Raw genomic sequence first — 17,449 nt, 5'->3', positions numbered from 1 at the left:
AGCAGGGCCTTTCGACCCTGACCCTCAGCGAACCGGGGCTACGACTCCACCGTCTCCGTCTCGATGACTTCCTTGCGCACCTGGGCGTTGACCACCTCGTCGCGGGTCCGGGCCTCGCGGCTGATCCGTACGCGCTCGATCGGGACCACCTCCATCTCGACGCGGGGCTTCTCCTCGTACAGGACCACCTCGACCACGTCGCCGTCGAACGCGGACTCGACGGCGGAGTACAGCTGCTCCCGCTCAGCGTTCGTGTAGGGGGTCTCGCCGTCGTCGTAATAGGCGGCGCCGTTCGCGATGGGCTCGCGCTCCACCACGAGTTCCTCACGCCGGATCTGGACGGTCATGGTCACATCCTCGGTGACCACGCGCTTGACCAGGCGTACGCGCTCGGTCTCGCGGAGTTCGGTACCCACCCGGAGCTGCTCCTCGGAGCGCGTCATGGAGTACTCGCCCTCGGGACGGGAGGACTGCGCCCGCTCCTCACCGGTCCCGGTGACCTGATCGGGTGCAGCGCCGTCGTCCTCCGCCGCCATCAGTCCGTAGTACCGGAGCAGCTGCTGCTCCTCCTCGGGGCTCAGATGGCCGTCCTGCGACATCTTCGGCGACTCGTACACCGTGGCGTGGCTGAACGGGAGGCGGACATTGCGTCCGTCGAGCTCCGCCCCCTGCAGCGGCGCGAAGGATTCCGGGTTGCCCATGGCGTGTGTGACCACGGTGACCCAGCTCGGCTCGCCGGTGGCGTCGTCCACGTAGAGCTGACCCATGGGCCCGAGGGCGGCTCCGTCCTCGCTCAGCACGGTGGCGCCGGCGTTCATGGAATCCTTCATCTGGTCAAGCGTGATCATGACGGCCCTTTCGAAGAGGTGTTCTCCTCACCGTAGGTTCTGGCCGGAGCCATAGCAAGCATGCTTAGTACCGCGCCCCACCCGGCTCATGCGGTGAAGCGGGCGAGCACGAGGAACACTGCCGGCAGGTAGAGCACGCCGGCCACGGTCTGCAGCGTGATGGTGGAGGCCATGAGCCGCGCGTCCCCGCCGAGGGCGCGGGCCATCACGAAGGCCGACGACGCCGTGGGCAGCGCCAGGAACAGGACCACGGTGGCCGCCGGTTCTCCCGTGAGGCCCACCAGCAGGCAGCCGGCGAGGCCCAGGCCCGGCATGACACCGAATTTCAGAGCGCCGGCAAGACCCACGGCCCAGAGATTGCGCGTCATGCTGCGCAGTTCCAGGGCAGCTCCCACGCACAGGAGGCCCAGGGGCAGCGACGCACTTCCGAGCGTCCGCACGAACTCCGCAATGCCGGGCGGCAGTCCGATGCCCGTCAGATTGAGTGAGATCCCGATGACGCAGCCCAGGATCAGCGGATTGGTGACGATACTACGGACGGTGCCACCCGCGGTGAGCGTCTCCGCCCCGTACCGGGCGAACGCGAGCGTGCAGATCACATTCACGAGCGGGACCAGGATGGCGTTGGCGATCGCTGCGAGCGCCACGCCGTCGGGTCCGAAGAGGGCCAGAGCGATCGAGAGTCCGAGGTAGTTGTTGAACCGGATACTGCCCTGGAGCACGGAGGTGAAGGCCGGTCCGTCGAACTGCATCCACCGCTGGGCCACCACGAGCCCGAGAGCGGTGAGGACCACCGGACCGGCGAGCACTGGCGCCATGAGGGAGATGGGCAGTCCCGCCAGGTCGGCCGTCGCCAGGCCGTGGATGAACAGCGCCGGCAGCAGGACGAAATAGCAAAGCCGCTCCGCCGGGGCCCAGAACACCGATGAGACGAAGCTGCGCACCCTCAGGACGTACCCGAGGCCGAGCAGGCCGAGCACGGGCCCGAGTGCCACCAGCGTCTGGGCGATCACCGCCCGACGTCGGGCCCGGGACGGGCGGGAAGTCCCGGCGGCATCCCGCCAGGACCAACTGCCGAGCGGCGGGTCACCAGCCCTGGGCCTGCAGCCAGCGGGCCGCCAGGGAGCTCCACTGCTCGGCGGCCCCGCTGCCTTCGGCGAGTCCGAGTCCGTGCTCCCCGTCGGCGAAGACGTGGAGCGCGTGCGGGACGGCGTGTGCTGCGAGCGCCTGCCCCAGCAGATAGGCGTGCTCCACCGGGACGGAGGCGTCGGCGGCGGTGTGCCAGATGAAGAACGGTGGAGCGTCCGGCGTGACCAGCCGGTCGAGCGAGGTTGCCGCGCGGCTGCGTCCGTCGGCCTGGGGTCCGATCAGCTGGTCCTGGGATCCGCGGTGCGTGGCCAACTGCATCGACACCACGGGATAGCAGAGCACGGCCGCGTCGACGCGCTCCTCGTCCGCTGCCGAGGGTGCGAGTGCCGCATGACCGGCGACGTGGCCGCCCGCGGAGAATCCGAGCAGCGCCACCCGGTCGGCGCCGCCGGCTCTGACCCGGCGGATCTCGGCGCGGACGGCGTCGAGCGGTCCGGGGTGCCGCGTCAGCACGGGGTAGCGGAAGACCCCGGCCGAGAGACCAAGGGTGCGCAGCCGCTCGGCCACGACCTCTCCCTCGTTGTCGGACAGCTCGGAGTACCCGCCGCCGGGCAGGACGATCACATGGGAAGGCGTCATGCGCTTACCGTACTGGGCGGGAGCCGCCGTTTCACGACAGGAGCCCCCGGTCCGTGGACCGGGGGCTCCTGGAGGTCAGGAGGCGGTGCTCAGCCCTCGCACTCGGTGCAGAACTTGTCGCCGTTCTTCTCACGGGCGAGCTGGCTGCGGTGGTGCACCAGGAAGCAGGACATGCAGGTGAATTCGTCCTCCTGCTCCGGGATGACCTGGATCAGAAGTTCCTCGTGCGAAAGATCGGCGCCGGGCAGGTCGATGCCCTCAGCGGTCTCGCCGTCCTCGACATCGATCAGCGCGGTCTGCGTGGTGGCGCTGCGCTGTGCCTGGATTGCCTCGAGCGACTCGTTGGCCGGCTGGTCCTCCGGGCGAACGCGCGGTTCGTCGTAGTCGGTTGCCATTGCGGTAGATCTCCTTCTGTGGGCGGGAAAGATGCCCAGATGCCATTTCCAACTTCGGCAGGGGTGGAAGTATTCCACATAACGGGAGCAATATACATGCTACGGAGCAGTTTTTTCTTCCCCGTCAGCTTGTACGTCGATCTGCACCTCATTGTGACGAAATACTCCGGGCGTGATGGGTGGATCGAATCGTGCGTACCGAGCCTCACCCACCGGCGTGAAGGCCGCCTTCGCCAGCGCCGCGTCGAGCTCCCGGAGCTGCTCCTGGTAAGCCTCGCGTCCGCCACGCCCACGGAAGGAGGCGACGGCGGTGGTCGCCGCCGGTTTCCCGATCACCCGGACGCGGGGATCGTCCGGCACGGGAGCGGTGGCGAGGGATACCTCGGCGGGCAGGACGAAGGCCACGGTGTAGCCCTGCCCGGCGTGCTGCTGCGTGACGGGGGCCGTCATCGCTAGCTGCTCCCCCGTGGAGCCCCGGCCGCCGGCCGCCTCCTGGGTCACGGGCGCCGTCATGGCGAGCTTCTGCTGCGAGGTATTGGCCCCGAAGATGTAGGACGCCAGGGTCCGGAAGGCCGCATTGCCCGCGGCGTCGAACTCCGTGTCCACGTCGGTCTCCGCCACGACATGCGCGGGATACGCACGGAGCTCGAACCCGGGATAGGTGTCCAGCACGGTGTACGGCTGCTGCTCTGTCATGCTGCGGATGGTACTCCCTGCCCCTGGGCGGCACCGTAATGTTGCACCGGATCCCGCACCAGAATGCTCCAGGAGGTTCCCATGATCCCGGCAACGGCATCCGGCACGGCCGCCTCATCCGCCGTGGCCCGCAGCGCGGTCCTCGCGCCGAACGGGGCGCTCGACGCCGGTCCCATGGCCGCGATCCTCGCGAACCACGCCATCCCGGGGTGCGAGATCACCGACCGGCCGGGCCGCTCACACGCGCGCCTGCTGCCGGGGCCCCGCGGACCACGGCGGGTCACCGTGACCATCCGGTCCGACGCCGTCGAGCTCACCGCTGACGCCGAGGACGCCGCCGAGTTCGACCAGCTCGTCCGCATCACCCGGTCGTGGCTCGACCTCGACACCGAGGTGGACGCCGTGGCCCGCGCCTTCGGGGACGATCCGCTTCTCGGGCCGCTGGTCCGGCAGCGTCCGGGCCTGCGCGCCGTCGGTTATCCGGAACCGTTCGAAGCCGCCGTCATGACGGTCCTCGGGCAGCAGGTGTCCGTCGCGGCCGGGGGCACGTTCGGCGGCAGGCTCGCAGCAGCGTACGGCACGCCGTCGCCGTCAGGACTCACGATCTTCCCCACGCCGGAGGTCATCGCGGCTGCGCCGCACGAGGAACTGCGGTCGGCCATCGGCGTGACCCGCACACGCGCTGCGACCGTGCAGAACGTGGCCCGCGCCGTCGTCGACGGCCTGGAGCTCCACCCCGCCGCCGATCATGCGGCCCTGCGGAGACAGCTGCTCGCCCTCCCGGGCATCGGCCCGTGGTCCGCGGACTACCTGGCGGTCCGCGTGCTCCGGGACTCCGACGCCTTCACCCCCGGGGACCTCGTGGCGCGGCGCGCCATGGGTGGTCCGAGCATCCGGGACGCGGCGCGGCTCTCCGAGGCCTGGCGGCCGTACCGCGCGTACGCCCTGTTCCACCTGTGGACCTCGGCCACGTACACCGGGGACTGAGCACGGCTACGCCGAGCGGGCCGGGACCTTCCGCCGGCTGCGCAGCGCTATCTCCAGCTCGAAGCGCGCCTTTGGGTCCTTCAGCTCGTCCCCGAACAGTTCGCGCAGCTGCAGCACGCGGTAGCCAACGGTCTGCGCGTGGATGCCGAGTTCCTCGGCGATCGGCGCCCGCTGTCCCCAGTTCCGCAGCCACGTGAGGAGTGTCTCCTCGAGCCGGTCACGTTGATTGTCCGGCAGGGCCGCGAGGGGCGCGAGCCGTCGTCGTGCCAGCTCTCCCACCGCCGACGGCTCGGCCGCCAGGACCACCTCGATCAGGTGCTCGCCCGCCCAGACGGGGGGCTCGGCGTCGCCGTCACGCGGCGGCAGCATGGAGGCGGCGAGGACCGCCAGGCGCAGCGACTGAGCCACCTGACCCAGTCCGCCGGCAGGACCGACGGCGGCCCTCCGCCCGGCGAGCACGCGCTCCAGCTCCGCGCGGGAGACCGGACCGCGCTCGGGGACGAGGGCAACGGCGTCGGTCTCCCGCTCGATCACGATGGCGCCCGGACCAAGCTGCTGGCGGAGTCCGCCGGCCCGCTCCAGCGGGAGCGTCACCACGGCCACCTCGGCCGGCACGGACCAGTCCGCGAGCGACGCCGCCTGCCGCAGTGCCGTCGGGTCCGCCTGCCCCAGCAGGAGGAGCTCGAGGAGTTCCGCGCGGCGGCGGTCGACGGCGCCGGCCCGCTCCGACTGCTCGAAGGCGTAGGCCTCGGCGCTCACGGCGGAGAGCTCATCGATGTACGCCATGATGGATTCGCCCAGATCCACGACCACGGACGAGCCGAGGCCCTGCTCCATGGAGCGCCGCGACATCTCCCTGAAGGTGACGCGCGCGCCCATCCGGTACGCACCGAGCAGCGAGTCCATACTGCGGCCCTGACGGAACTCCCCGCGTCCCAGGCCCGCCACCAACTGACGGCTCTCGTCGGACAGAGCGGGCAGCTTCGTTCCCGGCAGGTCGAGGAACCGATCCAGCGCAGCTGTGACACCCTTGCGCAGCACATGACCGAAGCTGCCCTCCATCGGGCGGGCATAGGCCGGGACCAGCTGGGGCACGGCCTTGATGATCGCCTCCACCAGCTCCGGGGTCAGGGACCGCAGACGGTTGCCGACGTCGGGCGGCAGGGCGAGCCACGGAGGCTCCGGAGGCGTCGGCGGAAGCTCACTCCTGGACATCTGATCACTCCTGATCTATTGCAACGCGATGATTCTGCACCCACAACTGTATGCCGGGAGAGGAGATTCTTAGCGGGAGAGACTATAAAGTTGATGAAATGATCCGGTTCAAGGCATTGGCGCGGGCCGCCTCCGCGCTCACCACCCCGCTTGCGCCTGAGGACTTCCTCTCCCTCTTCAACCCCGTGTACTCGGCCCGCCAGCTCCGCGGCGTCGTGACCCGCGTGGAGCACGAGACCGAGCAGTCGGCCACCATCTACTTCCGCCCGGGCCACGGCTGGCATGCCCACCAGGCGGGCCAGTGGGCGCGCATCGGCGTCGAGCTGGACGGGGTGCGCCAGTGGCGCTCCTACTCCCTCAGCAACGCGGCCGGGCAGGATCCCGCGATCACCGTGACGGACGCCGGATCGGTGTCGCACGTGCTCGTCCGGGACACGAAGCCCGGCGACGTCCTCTTCCTCGCCCCGCCGCAGGGCGACTTCGTCCTCCCCGAGCACCCGCGTCCCCTGCTGATGCTCACGGCGGGCAGCGGCATCACGCCGGTCATGTCGATGATCCGCACGCTGATACCGCGCAGGCCGGATGCCGACGTCGTGCTCATCACCTCCAACAGCACGCCCGAGAAGAGCCTGTTCCGCGAGGAGCTCGACGAACTCGCCGACCAGTTCCCCAATCTGACCGTGCGGCACTGGTTCTCGAGCATCCGGGGCAGGCTCGAGTTCACCACCAGGACCATCGCCGATCTCTGCCCGGACTGGCGCTCGCGCTCGGCCTACGCGTGTGGCCCCGAGGGCTTCCTGAACGACGCCGAGGAGCTGTGGCAGCGTGAGGCCGCCCTCGCTGAAGCCAGCACCGTCCCCCAGGTCCGCGAGGGTGTGGGGCAGGAAACGGCGAGCGTGGGCACGCTGACGATCGAGCGCTTCAGCACCGATCTCACCGCGGGCGCCGGGCACGACGGCGGCCTGGTCACGTTCGAGCAGTCGGACCGCGAGATCCAGGCCGACGGCGACACCCCCCTGCTCGACATCGGCGAGGACGCCGGGGTCCTGATGCCCAGCGGGTGCCGCATGGGCATCTGCCACAGCTGCCTGATCCCGCTGCGCGCCGGGCAGGTGCGTGATCTCCGCACCGGGGAGCTGCACAACGCCCCCGGTCACCTCATCCAGACCTGCGTCTCGGCAGCCGCCGGGCCCGTGAACCTCGACCTGTAACCCCACGGAGGAAATCCCTTGACCACTACCCTGACCCGCCCGGGCGCCCTCGCGGCCTCCGGCCATCCCCTGGTCCGCCCCGACGCCGCGAAGCACCTCTCCGACGAGCAGATCGCCGAACTGGGCCGTGAGCTCGACGCCGTACGCGACGAGATCCTCGCCAAGCGGGGGGCCTCCGACGCCGCCTACATCCGTAGGATCATCAGGATCCAGCGGTCGCTGGAGTTCGCCGGCCGAGGCACCCTGCTGTTCAGCAAGTACCGGCCCGCCTGGTTCGCCGGCACGGCCATGCTGAGTTTCGCCAAGATCCTCGAGAACATGGAGATCGGCCACAACGTCCTCCACGGGCAGTGGGACTGGATGCGCGATCCCGACATCCACTCCACCACCTGGGAGTGGGACTTCGTCACGCCCGCGCGGTCCTGGCAGCACACGCACAACGACCTGCACCACCGGTGGACCAACGTCATCGGCAAGGACAAGGACATCGGCTACAACCTGCTCCGCATGGACGCCGATCAGCCCTGGCGGCCCTTCAACCTCGGCAACCCGCTGTACAACGCCATCCTGGCGCCGGTCTTCGAGTGGGGCATCGCCCTCTACGACCTCGAGCTGCCGGAGTACAAGGAGGGCCTGAAGTCCAAGGAGGCCATGAACCGCGACCTCAAGGCCGTGGGCGTCAAGGTCGTCAAGCAGTTCTCCAAGGACTACGCGGCCACACCTGCCGTCGCCATGCTCACCGGCTCCGGCAAGCAGGCCCTCTACGGCACCCTCGCCGCCAACGCCATCCGCAACTTCTGGGCCCACGCCGTGATCTTCTGCGGCCACTTCCCCGACGGGACGGACACCTTCACGGAGGAGGAGGTGGACGGCGAGACCCGCGGCGACTGGTACGTCCGGCAGATGATCGGCTCGGCGAACATCTCCGGCTCGAAGTTCATGCACCTCATGACAGGCAATCTCTCGCACCAGATCGAGCACCACTGCTTCCCGGACCTGCCGTCCAACCGGTACGCCGAGGTAGCGGTGAAGGTCCGCGAGATCTGCACGCGCTACCGCCTGCCGTACACCACGGGCCCCCTGCCCAAGCAGGTCGGTTCCACCTGGGCGAAGATCTTCAAGCTCGCCCTGCCCAATCGCACACCGAAGGCCGCCGGGGCCTAGAGCGTCCCGGGGGCGCCGTCGTCCCGGGTTCTCCCGTGGCGGCGGCGCTTCTGCGTGCGCTCACTCCCCGTCTTCCACTCACGCTTGCGCCGAGATGGCAGACGTTGCCGCTCATCGAGGGATCGGCGGTCGTTCCTGCCGTCTCGACACGCGGGAGGACCGTGCGCGACGGAACCGAAATAGCGGGTGTCGGAAGACCCTGCGACACTGGGCTCATGACCCGCGGAATCTATGTGAGCGCCATGACGAGCGGCTCCGGCAAGTCCCTGATCTCGCTCGGGCTGGCCGACATGCTGCACCGGCATGCGGACCGTGTGGGCTTCTTCCGGCCCATCGTCGAGGGGGACGACCCGACGGCGGACCCGATGGTGCGCCTCATGCAGCGCTCCTTCGACCTGCCCGCGAGCCGGGCCCGGGGCGGCCTGACCCGTGCGGAGGCCCGTGCCCTGCTCGTGAGGGGGGACCGGGCCGAGATCGACGCACGCTGCGTCGCGATCTACGGCGAGATCGCGGCCGAGTGCGACGTCGTGATCGTCGAGGGCACGGATCTCTCCGGAAACGACTCGGCCGTCGAGTTCGACCTCAACGCGCGTCTTGCCAACAATCTCGGGGCCATGGTGCTGGCGGTCGTCAGCGCCAAGGACATGGGGGTCGGTGAGGCCGCGGATGCCGTGGACGTGGCCCGTCGCGAACTCGACGCCGCGAAGGTCTCCCTCCTCGCGATGATGGTCAACCGGGCGGCCGACGACGCCGTCGCCTCCATCAGCGAGCAGATCCGCCCCGGACGCTCGGGCAGGCCCGTCTACGTGATCCCGGAACTGACGGAGATCTCCCAGCCCACTGTCTCGGAGGTCGCCGCCGAACTCGGGGCACGGCAGATCGCCGGTGATCCGAATCTCGAACGCGACGTCGCCGGCGTGCGGGTCGCGGCGATGAACGTGGGCAACTTCCTGCACCTGCTCACCGACGGTGCCCTCGTGATCGTGCCCGGCGATCGCGCGGACGTCCTCGTGGCCACCCTCGCATCATCGTTCTCGCCCGAGTTCCCCGTGCCCTCGGCGCTGGTCCTGACCGGCGGTCTCGCGCCCGATCCGAACATCCTCGCACTCCTGGCGCAGGCGCCGTTCCCCGTCTTCGCGCTCGACGACGACACCTACACCGTGGCGCGCCAGGTGAGCGAGGTGCGCGGCGAGATCGCGAGCGGACTGCGCCGCAAGGCGGCGGCCGCACTCGGCGCCTGGTCCCGCCACGTCGACGAGAACGAGTTGCTCGAGCGTCTCGAGCTGCCGCGACCGGCCACCGTGACGCCGCTGCGCTTCCTGCACGAGTTGATCCAGCGCGCCCGGGCCGAACGCCGCAGGATCGTGCTCCCCGAAGGCGAGGACATCAGGATCCTGAAGGCCGCGGAGATCCTGCACCGCCGTGACGTCTGCGATCTGACCGTCCTCGGCCCCGAGGCGCGGGTGCGCGAGCTGGCCGCGACCCAGGGCATCGATCTCACCGGCATCACCCTTCTGGACCCCGCGACGTCCGAGCTCCGCGACGAGTTCGCCGAGGAGTACGCGCGCCTCCGGGCCCACAAGAACGTCTCGTTCGAGCAGGCGAGGGAACGCATGCTCGAGGGGGCATACTTCGGCACCATGATGGTGCAGCTCGGCAGGGTGGACGGCATGGTGTCCGGTGCTGCCCATACGACGGCGAACACCATCCGCCCGGCCCTCGAATTCGTGAAGACGAAGGAGGGCGTGAAGATCGTCTCCTCGGTGTTCCTCATGCTGCTGCAGGACCGCGTACTCGTCTACGGTGACTGCGCCGTGAATCCCGACCCGAACGATGAACAGCTGGCGGACATCGCCGTGGCCTCGGCGGAGACAGCGCAGCAGTTCGGCGTCGAACCCCGCGTAGCCATGCTCTCCTACTCCACGGGCGCCTCCGGTGCGGGTGGGGCGGTCGACGAGGTGCGGCGGGCCACCGAGCTCGTGCGGCAGCTGCGGCCCGATCTCGCCGTCGAGGGACCCATCCAGTACGACGCCGCCGTCGACGCCTCGGTGGCGGCCTCCAAGCTGCCCGGATCCGAGGTCGCCGGGCAGGCGACGGTGTTCATCTTCCCTGACCTGAACACCGGCAACAACACGTACAAGGCCGTGCAGCAGTCGGCCGGCGCCGTGGCCGTGGGGCCCGTTCTGCAGGGCCTCCGCAAACCGGTCAACGATCTCTCGCGCGGCTGTACGGTCGAGGACATCGTCAACACGGTGGCCATCACCGCCGTCCAGGCCCAGCAGTCCGCCTCTTCCTAGCCTTCACCGCCCTCCAGGACAGGACCCCATGATCATCCTCGTCATCAACTCCGGCTCGTCCTCGCTCAAGTACCAGGTGCGGGACGGCGAGGACATCCTCGCCGAGGGCCTGGTGGAGCGCATCGGTGAGGCCGAGGTGCCCGATCATGCTGCCGCCCTCGACCGCGTGGACCGCGAGGTCGCCGAGGCGCTCGGTGACCGCGCCATCGACGCCGTCGGACACCGCGTGGTGCACGGCGGTGAGCGGTTCAGCGAACCGGTGCTGATCGACAACGAGATCACCCGCGCCATCGAGCGGCTCAATCCGCTGGCGCCGCTGCACAACCCGGCGGCCGTCACCGGCATCCGGGCGATCACGAGGAAATGGCCGGACCTGCCGCAGGTCGCCGTCTTCGACACGGCGTTCCACCGGACCCTGCCCGAGTACGCATGGCGGTACGCGCTGCCCGACGAGCTGTACCGCAGGCACGGCATCCGTCGGTACGGCTTCCACGGCACGTCCCACGCCTACGTGGCGCGGGGTGCTGCCGGACTGCTCGGCGTCGAGGCGTTCACCGGCGTCATCGCCCACCTCGGGAACGGGGCCTCGGTGACCGCGGTGCGCGACGGGATGAGCGTCGACACCTCCATGGGCTTCACCCCACTCGAGGGACTCGTGATGGGGTCCCGCTCCGGGGACGTGGACCCGTCCATCCTGCTGTTCCTGCTCCGCGAGGGGTACTCGGAGCAGGAGCTGAACGAGTTGCTCAACCGCAACAGCGGGCTGAAGGGCCTCACGGGAACCAACGACATGCGTTCCGTCACCGAGGCCGCTGAATCCGGGGACGCCACCGCGAGGACAGCGATCGACGTGGCCTCCTACCGGCTCGCGAAGTACGTCGGCGGATACCACGTGGCCGTGGAGGGAGCGCAGGCGCTGGTCTTCACCGCCGGCATCGGCGAGAACGCAGGCGCCTTCCGCAGCGCGGTCGTCGCCAGGCTCGGCGCGCTCGGCCTCGAACTGGACGAGAAGCGCAACGCCGAACGCTCCCGGGATGCCAGGGTGATCAGCTCGACGGCCTCGGCCTTCCCCGTCCTGGTGGTGCCCACCGACGAGGAGGCCGCGATCGCGGAGGCGACGGCCGCCGTCGTGAACGGTCCGTGATCACCCGGTCCCGCGCTGATGTCCGACGGGCCCCTGCCCGGACCGCACCGGGGGCGCGAGCATCGTGACGGTGCTGCGCATCACGGTCCTGTTCGTCCTGGCCGCAGGCGCCGAGATCGGTGGGGCGTGGCTGATCTGGCAGGCCGTCCGGGAGGGTAGACCGTGGTGGTGGGCCGGGCTCGGCATCATGATGCTCGGCGCCTACGGCTTCGTCGCGACCCTGCAACCTGATCCGCACTTCGGGCGGATTCTCGCTGCGTACGGTGGCGTCTTCGTGGCGGGTTCGCTGGCATGGGGAGTGCTCGTGGACGGCTTCCGACCTGACCGCTGGGATGTCATCGGCTCGGTGGTCTGCCTCGTCGGGGTCGCGCTCATCATGGCAGCCCCACGCTCCGCCGCCTAGCACGGCGTACCCCAGGCGCGAGGTGCACCGCTGCCGCGGCGTCCTATCCCACTGAACCGGGTCGGACACGGGGAACGAGCGCTCAGTCCCACCGAAGGAGCACCGACAGTGGGAGCGACCGCGGAAGCCGAAGGGTCCTACGCCGCCCCGAGCAGCCGTGCCAGCCCGGCCGCGAGCGCTCCCACCAGCACCACCACGAGGAACGGCGCCCTCAGCCACAGTGCGACGGCGGCCGCGACGAGCGCAGCAACCCGGGCGTCCACGACGAGCGACTGCCCCGACGCGAAGGCATTCGTCACGGTCAGCGCCGCCAGCAGCCCGATCGTCAGGGACCCGGCGACGCGCAGCATCCTCGGATTGTCGAGGAGCCTCGCCGGAACCAGGAAGCCGAGGAACTTCGTGGCGATCGATACCGCACACGCGATCAGGATCCATCCCCAGAGACTCATGACCCACCCCTCGGGGCACCCGGAGGATACGGTTCGACGTCGGGCTCCAGACCCTCGGTCGGCGGGCCGAACCCCGACAGGCCGAGCACCGCGGCTACCACGGCGGCGATGAGAATGGGCACGCCCGAGGGCACGAACGGCACGGCGATCAGGGTGACCACCGCGCAGACGACGGCGATCGCGGCCGGTTCCCTTGCCTGGATCCGTGGCCAGAGAAGGCCGAGGAAGGCGGCGACGGCGGCTCCGTCGAGCCCCCAGCGGGCAGGATCACCCATCGCATTGCCCACCACCGCGCCGACGAGGGTGAACAGGTTCCAGAGGACGAAGACGCCGATGCCGGCGGCCCAGAAGCCGCGGCGCTGCTCGTCCGGGTCCCGCTGACCTGAGGCGGTCGCCGCCGACTCGTCGGTGGTCAGGTGCGCCATGACCAGCTTCCGCCGGCGCGAGGGACGCAACAGGACATTGAGCTGCATGCCGTAGACGCCATTGCGGATCCCCAGCAGGGCTGCCGCGGACATGGCTGAGATACCACTGCCCCCTCCAGCGACGACACCGATGAACGCGAACTGGGATCCGCCGCTGAACAGCAGCAGGCTGAGCGCCATGGTCTGGAGGACGTCCAGGCCGGCGGCCACCGACAGTGCCCCGAAGGACAATCCGTACAGTCCCGTGGCGAGGGCGACGGACAGGCCGACCCGGACGGCGGGAGATCTCAGAAGCAGCACCTCTCAAGGCTAGGCGACGGGCGGTCCGGCTTCCCATTCGTGGGCAATGGGTGAATAGTGGATGAAGGAAAGCCTACTTAGTATTCGGAGGAACACACATGAAGGCAGTGACCTGGCAGGGTAAGCGCAACGTCAGCGTGGAGAACGTCCCGGATCCCACCATTCAGGAGCCCACGGACGCCATTGTTCGCATCACCTCCACCGCCATCTGCGGATCCGACCTCCATCTGTACGAGGTCCTCGGCCCGTACATGGCGAAGGGTGACATCCTGGGTCACGAGCCCATGGGGATCGTCGAGGAGGTCGGCTCGGCGGTCACGAAGCTGAAGGTGGGAGACCGCGTGGTGATCCCCTTCAACATCTCCTGCGGCCACTGCTACATGTGCACGCGGGGGCTCCAGTCCCAGTGCGAGACCACCCAGGTGCACGAGCAGGGCTCGGGTGCCGCGCTCCTCGGCTTCTCGGCCCTCTACGGCTCGGTGCCCGGTGGCCAGGCCGAGTACCTGCGGGTGCCCTTCGCGGACTACGGCCCGGTCAAGGTCGGCTCGGACCTGCCGGACGAGCGGTACCTCTACCTGTCCGACATCCTGCCCACCGCCTGGCAGGGCGTCCAGTACGCAGACGTACCGAAGGACGGTGTGCTCACGGTCTACGGCCTGGGTCCCGTGGGACAATTCGCGGCCCGGATCGGCAGGTATCTCGGGCATCGCGTGATCGGCGTCGAGCCCGTCCCCGAGCGCCGTGAGATGGCGGCGCGCCATGGGATCGAGACCATCGACTTCTCGGAGGAGACCGCGGAGGAACTGCGCAGCATGACCGGTGGCCGCGGACCGGACGCCATCGTGGATGCCGTGGGAATGGAAGCCCACGGCTCCCCCGTAGGCGCCTTCGCCCAGAACGCCGTCGGCATCCTGCCGGACAAGCTGGCGCAGAAGGTGATGGAGACCGGCGGCAGCGACCGCATGACGGTCCTCCACTCGGCCATCGACGCCGTCCGCCGCGGCGGCACGCTCTCCCTCAGCGGCGTCTATGGAGGAGCCGCGAGCCCCATGCCGCTGCTGACCATGTTCGACAAGCAGATCCAGTTCCGCATGGGTCAGTGCAATGTGCGTCGCTGGACGGACGAGCTCCTGCCGATCGTCGAGGAGGCCTCCGATCCCCTGGGCGTCACCGACCTCATGACGCACGAGGTCTCGATCGACGAGGCGCCTGCCGCGTACAAGAACTTCCAGAAGAAGACCGACGGCGCCATCAAGGTGGTCCTCAAGCCACAGGGCGTCTCCGCCTAGCAGGCTGTGGGGCGGGGAGGGGCGGTTCCTGCGGGGACCGCCCCTCCCCGCCCTACTCCCGCGCCATCAGCTCGTGGACGCCGGCCTCGCCGCGGGCGATCTGCAGGGCGTCGGCCGCACGGACCAGGCCCAGGTGCGAGAAGGCCTGCGGGAAGTTTCCGACCATCCGGTGGTTGACGGCGTCGTATTCCTCCGACAACAATCCGAGCTCGTTCGAATAACCCACGAGCTGCTGCATGAGCCGCCCGGCCTCCTCACCGCGACCGCTCATCGCGTACTGCTCCACGAGCCAGAAGGAGCAGGCGAGGAACGGGTGCTCCCCGGGATCCAGGCCGTCGTCGGCGCCGTGCGTGCGATACCGCAGCAGCAGTCCCTCGCTGTCGAGCAGGTCCTTCTCGATCCGCTCCACCGTGCCGAGCATCCTCGGGTCGTCGTAGTCGAGGAACCCGACCTGGGGAAGCTGGAGCAGGGAGGCGTCCACCTCCGTCCCGCCGTACACCTGGGTGAAGGAGTTCAGCTCGCGATCGAACCCGCGCTCCATGATCTCCGCATGCATCCGGTCACGGATGTCGGCCCACTCCTCCACCGGCCCATCGAGCCCGTGATCGCGGACCGCGCGCACGGCGCAGTCGAAGGTGGCCCACACCATGACGCGCGAGTGCGTGAAGAACTGCTTCTTCCCCCGCATCTCCCAGATCCCGTGATCGGGATCATGCAGGTGATTCCTGGTGAAGTTGATCAGGGCCCGCTGGAGCGGCCAGGAGAAATCGTCCTCCCTCACCCCGTGACAGCGCAGCTTCTCCAGCGCGACCAGAACCTCACCGACCACGTCGGCCTGGTACTGGTCCACCGCCCCATTGCCCACCCGGACCGGCACGGAGTCCGCGTAGCCCGGCAGGTGATCGAGTTCGCGCTCGGGCAGCCTGCGCTCCCCCGCCACCCCATACATGATCTGGAGGTCCTCGGGGTCGCCGGCGACGGCGCGCAGCAGCCAGTTGCGCCAGCCCAGTGCCTCCTCGGCGAAACCGTGCGTCATCATGGCTTCGAGGGTCAGTGCCGCGTCGCGGAGCCAGCAGAAGCGGTAGTCCCAGTTCCGGGCCCCGCCGAACTGCTCGGGCAGCGAGGTGGTGGGTGCGGCGACGATCCCGCCGGTGTCCTCGTGCGTGAGGGCGCGCAGGACGAGCAGCGAGCGTCGGACAGCGGCGGAATAGTGGCCGTTGCCCTCCGAGCTCGCCTCCCAGGCCCGCCAGTAGCTGATCGTGGCGTCCAGGGCCTCCTCGACGTCGAGTGCGCCGGGGGTCTCGCGGTGCGAGGGATACCAGATCATCTCGAGGTCCACGACGGCGCCCTCCAACACCTCGAAGGTGCCCTGGTGCGAGTTGTTCTCCGCGTGCAGCCGTGGTCCGCGGAGCAGGAGTGCGTCCGGACCGGCGATCGCCAGGAGTGCCGGTCCGTCGTCGCCGGAATGCTGGGTCACCCACGGGACGATCTCGCCGTAGCCGAATCGGATCTGCAGTTCCTGCCGGAACGTCACGCTTCCGCTCAGCCCCTGGACGCGCCTGATCACATTGGCCCGCCGGTCGGCGACAGGCATGAAGTCCGTGACGAGGGCCTCGCCCTCGGGGGTGCGCCAGTGGGTCTGGAGCACGAAGGTCGAATCGATGTAGCTCCTGCTCACCACCTCCGCCCGGGGTGAATCCGGCGTGACGAGCCAGCGACCGTGCTCCGGGGTCCCGAGGAGGGCTGCGAACACGGAATCCGAGTCGAAACGGGGGAAGCACAGCCAGTCGAGGCTCCCGGTCCGGGAGATCAGTGCACCCGTGTGGAGATCGGACAGGAGCGCATAATCCTCGATGGGTGTTTGCATCGTCCTACTCAACCACAGCGCACCGGTGGGACGCCCAAATTATCCGCGCCGCTGTGCCATGGACTGCAGGATGAGCGCGGGCACGTCCGAGGTGAGCTCCTGAACACCGAGACCGGCGAGGAATCGTGCGTCCTCCACGGTGTTGACGGTCCACACCCGCACCCGGGTCCCGTCCGTGATCCACTGCCGCACCCGGTCGGGGTGGTCGCGCACGTACTGGACGCCGGGTCCGGCCAGCCCCACGACCTGCTGGTCGATCAGCTCCTCACTGTCCCGCTGGGCCCCCTCCAGCACGTCGATCAGGGCGCCCTCCGCCACTGATCCGAGACGCAGGGCCTCCCTGACCTCGCCGGGGTCGATATCCGCCACCAACTGGCACACCTGATGGTGCGGCGCGGACTCCAGCAGCTGACGCACCGAGTCCGGATTGAAGCTCATGAAGCTCACCTCCACCCCGCCGATCATGGACGACTCCGGATCCCAGCCCTCGTCCATGAGGAAGGCCATCAGCGCCTCCTCGAGCCGGAGGCCGAACGGGCTCGGATGCTTCAGCTCGATGGCCAGCCCGACCGGCCGGCCGGCACGGCGCAGCAGGAGCAGCAGGTCCCCCAGGGAAAGGAGCTGCTCCCCCTGACCGCCGTACGTCGGAGGGATGCTCACGCCCTTCCAGGAGGAGACGTCGAGCTCGCGCAGTTCGGCCAGCGTGTGATCCGCCACATCCCCGGTACCGTCCGTGGTGCGATCCAGCGTGGTGTCGTGGATGCAGACGAGGTGGCCGTCGCGGGTCAGGTGCACATCGCATTCCACTCCGTCGGCGCCGTCGGCCAGCGCTTGCAGGTAGGCCGCTCGGGTGTGCTCGGCGAAGAGGCCACTGCTGCCGCGGTGGGCGAGGATGACAGGGGGCACGGGGCAGGGTCCTTCACGTGGTCGACGGCGTCGGTCCACCGTACGGGACGCCGCGAGCTACGCGCCATCGTCCGGCCGTGGGAACTGCGTCGACGGCGCGTCGATACACTCGGGAGGGTGGATGC

General features: G+C 69.3%; 17 protein-coding genes. 7 read left to right on the top strand and 10 right to left on the bottom strand.

From position 1 onward, the window contains the following. Nucleotides 1–38 precede the first annotated feature (38 nt). The 5 genes from FQ377_RS04505 to FQ377_RS04485 form a co-directional block, all read right to left on the bottom strand. Entirely contained in the window at nt 39–848 is an 810-nt protein-coding gene (locus FQ377_RS04505; RefSeq protein WP_148599988.1) for a YsnF/AvaK domain-containing protein, read from the bottom strand. Between the two features lie 86 nt (nt 849–934). Next, nucleotides 935–1,861 (bottom strand): AEC family transporter, encoded by a 927-nt coding sequence (locus tag FQ377_RS04500; protein ID WP_148599987.1) that lies wholly within the window; start codon nt 1,859–1,861, stop codon nt 935–937. A gap of 73 nt (nt 1,862–1,934) precedes the next feature. Next, nucleotides 1,935–2,576, bottom strand: coding sequence for an alpha/beta hydrolase (locus tag FQ377_RS04495; protein WP_148599986.1), 642 nt, complete (start codon nt 2,574–2,576; stop codon nt 1,935–1,937). Between the two features lie 89 nt (nt 2,577–2,665). Then, the gene (locus FQ377_RS04490; protein WP_136455768.1) at nt 2,666–2,971 is read right to left on the bottom strand and encodes a DUF4193 domain-containing protein; all 306 of its coding nucleotides are present in this window, start codon (nt 2,969–2,971) and stop codon (nt 2,666–2,668) included. A 99-nt stretch (nt 2,972–3,070) separates the two neighbouring features. Next, the gene (locus FQ377_RS04485; RefSeq protein ID WP_148599985.1) at nt 3,071–3,667 is read right to left on the bottom strand and encodes an SOUL family heme-binding protein; all 597 of its coding nucleotides are present in this window, start codon (nt 3,665–3,667) and stop codon (nt 3,071–3,073) included. An 81-nt stretch (nt 3,668–3,748) separates the two neighbouring features. Between FQ377_RS04485 and FQ377_RS04480 the strand changes: the two genes are divergently transcribed. Beyond that, nucleotides 3,749–4,654, top strand: a complete 906-nt coding sequence (locus FQ377_RS04480; RefSeq protein WP_148599984.1) for a DNA-3-methyladenine glycosylase family protein — start codon at nt 3,749–3,751, stop codon at nt 4,652–4,654. Between the two features lie 6 nt (nt 4,655–4,660). On the opposite strand, the gene FQ377_RS04475 is transcribed toward FQ377_RS04480, so the two are convergent. Beyond that, complete coding sequence (locus FQ377_RS04475; protein ID WP_148599983.1) at nt 4,661–5,869, bottom strand: PucR family transcriptional regulator; 1,209 nt, start codon at nt 5,867–5,869, stop codon at nt 4,661–4,663. Between the two features lie 98 nt (nt 5,870–5,967). On the opposite strand from FQ377_RS04475, the gene FQ377_RS04470 reads away from it, so the two are divergent. The 5 genes from FQ377_RS04470 to FQ377_RS04450 all read left to right on the top strand — a co-directional run bounded on the left by FQ377_RS04470 (nt 5,968) and on the right by FQ377_RS04450 (nt 12,088). Next, on the top strand, nt 5,968–7,080 hold the full coding sequence (locus FQ377_RS04470) for a ferredoxin reductase (RefSeq protein ID WP_148599982.1): 1,113 nt from the start codon (nt 5,968–5,970) through the stop codon (nt 7,078–7,080). Nucleotides 7,081–7,098: 18 nt separating this feature from the next. After that, entirely contained in the window at nt 7,099–8,244 is a 1,146-nt protein-coding gene (locus tag FQ377_RS04465; RefSeq protein ID WP_148599981.1) for a fatty acid desaturase family protein, read from the top strand. Nucleotides 8,245–8,459: 215 nt separating this feature from the next. Next, a complete protein-coding gene (gene pta / locus FQ377_RS04460) occupies nt 8,460–10,541 on the top strand; it encodes a phosphate acetyltransferase (protein WP_148599980.1) in 2,082 nt (693 codons plus the stop codon). A gap of 28 nt (nt 10,542–10,569) precedes the next feature. Continuing rightward, nucleotides 10,570–11,685 carry an acetate/propionate family kinase gene (locus FQ377_RS04455; RefSeq protein WP_148599979.1) on the top strand — a complete coding sequence of 372 codons (1,116 nt, stop codon included), beginning with the start codon at nt 10,570–10,572 and terminating at the stop codon, nt 11,683–11,685. A 64-nt stretch (nt 11,686–11,749) separates the two neighbouring features. Beyond that, on the top strand, nt 11,750–12,088 hold the full coding sequence (locus FQ377_RS04450; RefSeq protein WP_148599978.1) for a YnfA family protein: 339 nt from the start codon (nt 11,750–11,752) through the stop codon (nt 12,086–12,088). 137 nt (nt 12,089–12,225) lie between these two features. Here the strand turns inward: FQ377_RS04450 and FQ377_RS04445 are convergent, their stop codons facing one another. Both FQ377_RS04445 and FQ377_RS04440 read right to left on the bottom strand, forming a co-directional pair. After that, nucleotides 12,226–12,537, bottom strand: coding sequence for an AzlD domain-containing protein (locus FQ377_RS04445; protein ID WP_148599977.1), 312 nt, complete (start codon nt 12,535–12,537; stop codon nt 12,226–12,228). Continuing rightward, nucleotides 12,534–13,262 carry an AzlC family ABC transporter permease gene (locus tag FQ377_RS04440; RefSeq protein ID WP_148599976.1) on the bottom strand — a complete coding sequence of 243 codons (729 nt, stop codon included), beginning with the start codon at nt 13,260–13,262 and terminating at the stop codon, nt 12,534–12,536. The genes FQ377_RS04445 and FQ377_RS04440 overlap by 4 nt, the downstream gene beginning before the upstream one ends. 98 nt (nt 13,263–13,360) lie before the next feature. Here FQ377_RS04440 and FQ377_RS04435 point away from each other — a divergent pair, with 98 nt between their 5' ends. After that, the gene (locus FQ377_RS04435) at nt 13,361–14,551 is read left to right on the top strand and encodes a zinc-dependent alcohol dehydrogenase (protein WP_148599975.1); all 1,191 of its coding nucleotides are present in this window, start codon (nt 13,361–13,363) and stop codon (nt 14,549–14,551) included. Nucleotides 14,552–14,603: 52 nt separating this feature from the next. Here the strand turns inward: FQ377_RS04435 and FQ377_RS04430 are convergent, their stop codons facing one another. Next, on the bottom strand, nt 14,604–16,436 hold the full coding sequence (locus FQ377_RS04430) for a glycoside hydrolase family 15 protein (protein WP_262364277.1): 1,833 nt from the start codon (nt 16,434–16,436) through the stop codon (nt 14,604–14,606). A gap of 21 nt (nt 16,437–16,457) precedes the next feature. Further along, a complete protein-coding gene (locus FQ377_RS04425) occupies nt 16,458–17,324 on the bottom strand; it encodes a glycerophosphodiester phosphodiesterase (protein WP_148599973.1) in 867 nt (288 codons plus the stop codon). Between the last annotated feature and the right edge of the window lie 125 nt (nt 17,325–17,449).

Origin of the sequence: Arthrobacter echini, from assembly GCF_008107445.1 — a bacterium.
GTDB classification, from domain to species: Bacteria; Actinomycetota; Actinomycetes; order Actinomycetales; family Micrococcaceae; genus Arthrobacter_D; species Arthrobacter_D echini_A.
This window is presented reverse-complemented; position numbering and strand designations above follow the sequence as displayed.

Bases quoted from the DNA above. Each gene is read 5' to 3' on its own strand.
- FQ377_RS04505 (WP_148599988.1), bottom strand. From the start codon at position 848: ATGATCACGCTTGACCAGATGAAGGATTCCATGAACGCCGGCGCCACC.
- FQ377_RS04495 (WP_148599986.1), bottom strand. From the start codon at position 2,576: ATGACGCCTTCCCATGTGATCGTCCTGCCCGGCGGCGGGTACTCCGAG.
- FQ377_RS04490 (WP_136455768.1), bottom strand. From the start codon at position 2,971: ATGGCAACCGACTACGACGAACCGCGCGTTCGCCCGGAGGACCAGCCG.
- FQ377_RS04485 (WP_148599985.1), bottom strand. From the start codon at position 3,667: ATGACAGAGCAGCAGCCGTACACCGTGCTGGACACCTATCCCGGGTTC.
- FQ377_RS04480 (WP_148599984.1), top strand. From the start codon at position 3,749: ATGATCCCGGCAACGGCATCCGGCACGGCCGCCTCATCCGCCGTGGCC.
- FQ377_RS04475 (WP_148599983.1), bottom strand. From the start codon at position 5,869: ATGTCCAGGAGTGAGCTTCCGCCGACGCCTCCGGAGCCTCCGTGGCTC.
- FQ377_RS04470 (WP_148599982.1), top strand. From the start codon at position 5,968: ATGATCCGGTTCAAGGCATTGGCGCGGGCCGCCTCCGCGCTCACCACC.
- pta (WP_148599980.1), top strand. From the start codon at position 8,460: ATGACCCGCGGAATCTATGTGAGCGCCATGACGAGCGGCTCCGGCAAG.
- FQ377_RS04455 (WP_148599979.1), top strand. From the start codon at position 10,570: ATGATCATCCTCGTCATCAACTCCGGCTCGTCCTCGCTCAAGTACCAG.
- FQ377_RS04445 (WP_148599977.1), bottom strand. From the start codon at position 12,537: ATGAGTCTCTGGGGATGGATCCTGATCGCGTGTGCGGTATCGATCGCC.
- FQ377_RS04435 (WP_148599975.1), top strand. From the start codon at position 13,361: ATGAAGGCAGTGACCTGGCAGGGTAAGCGCAACGTCAGCGTGGAGAAC.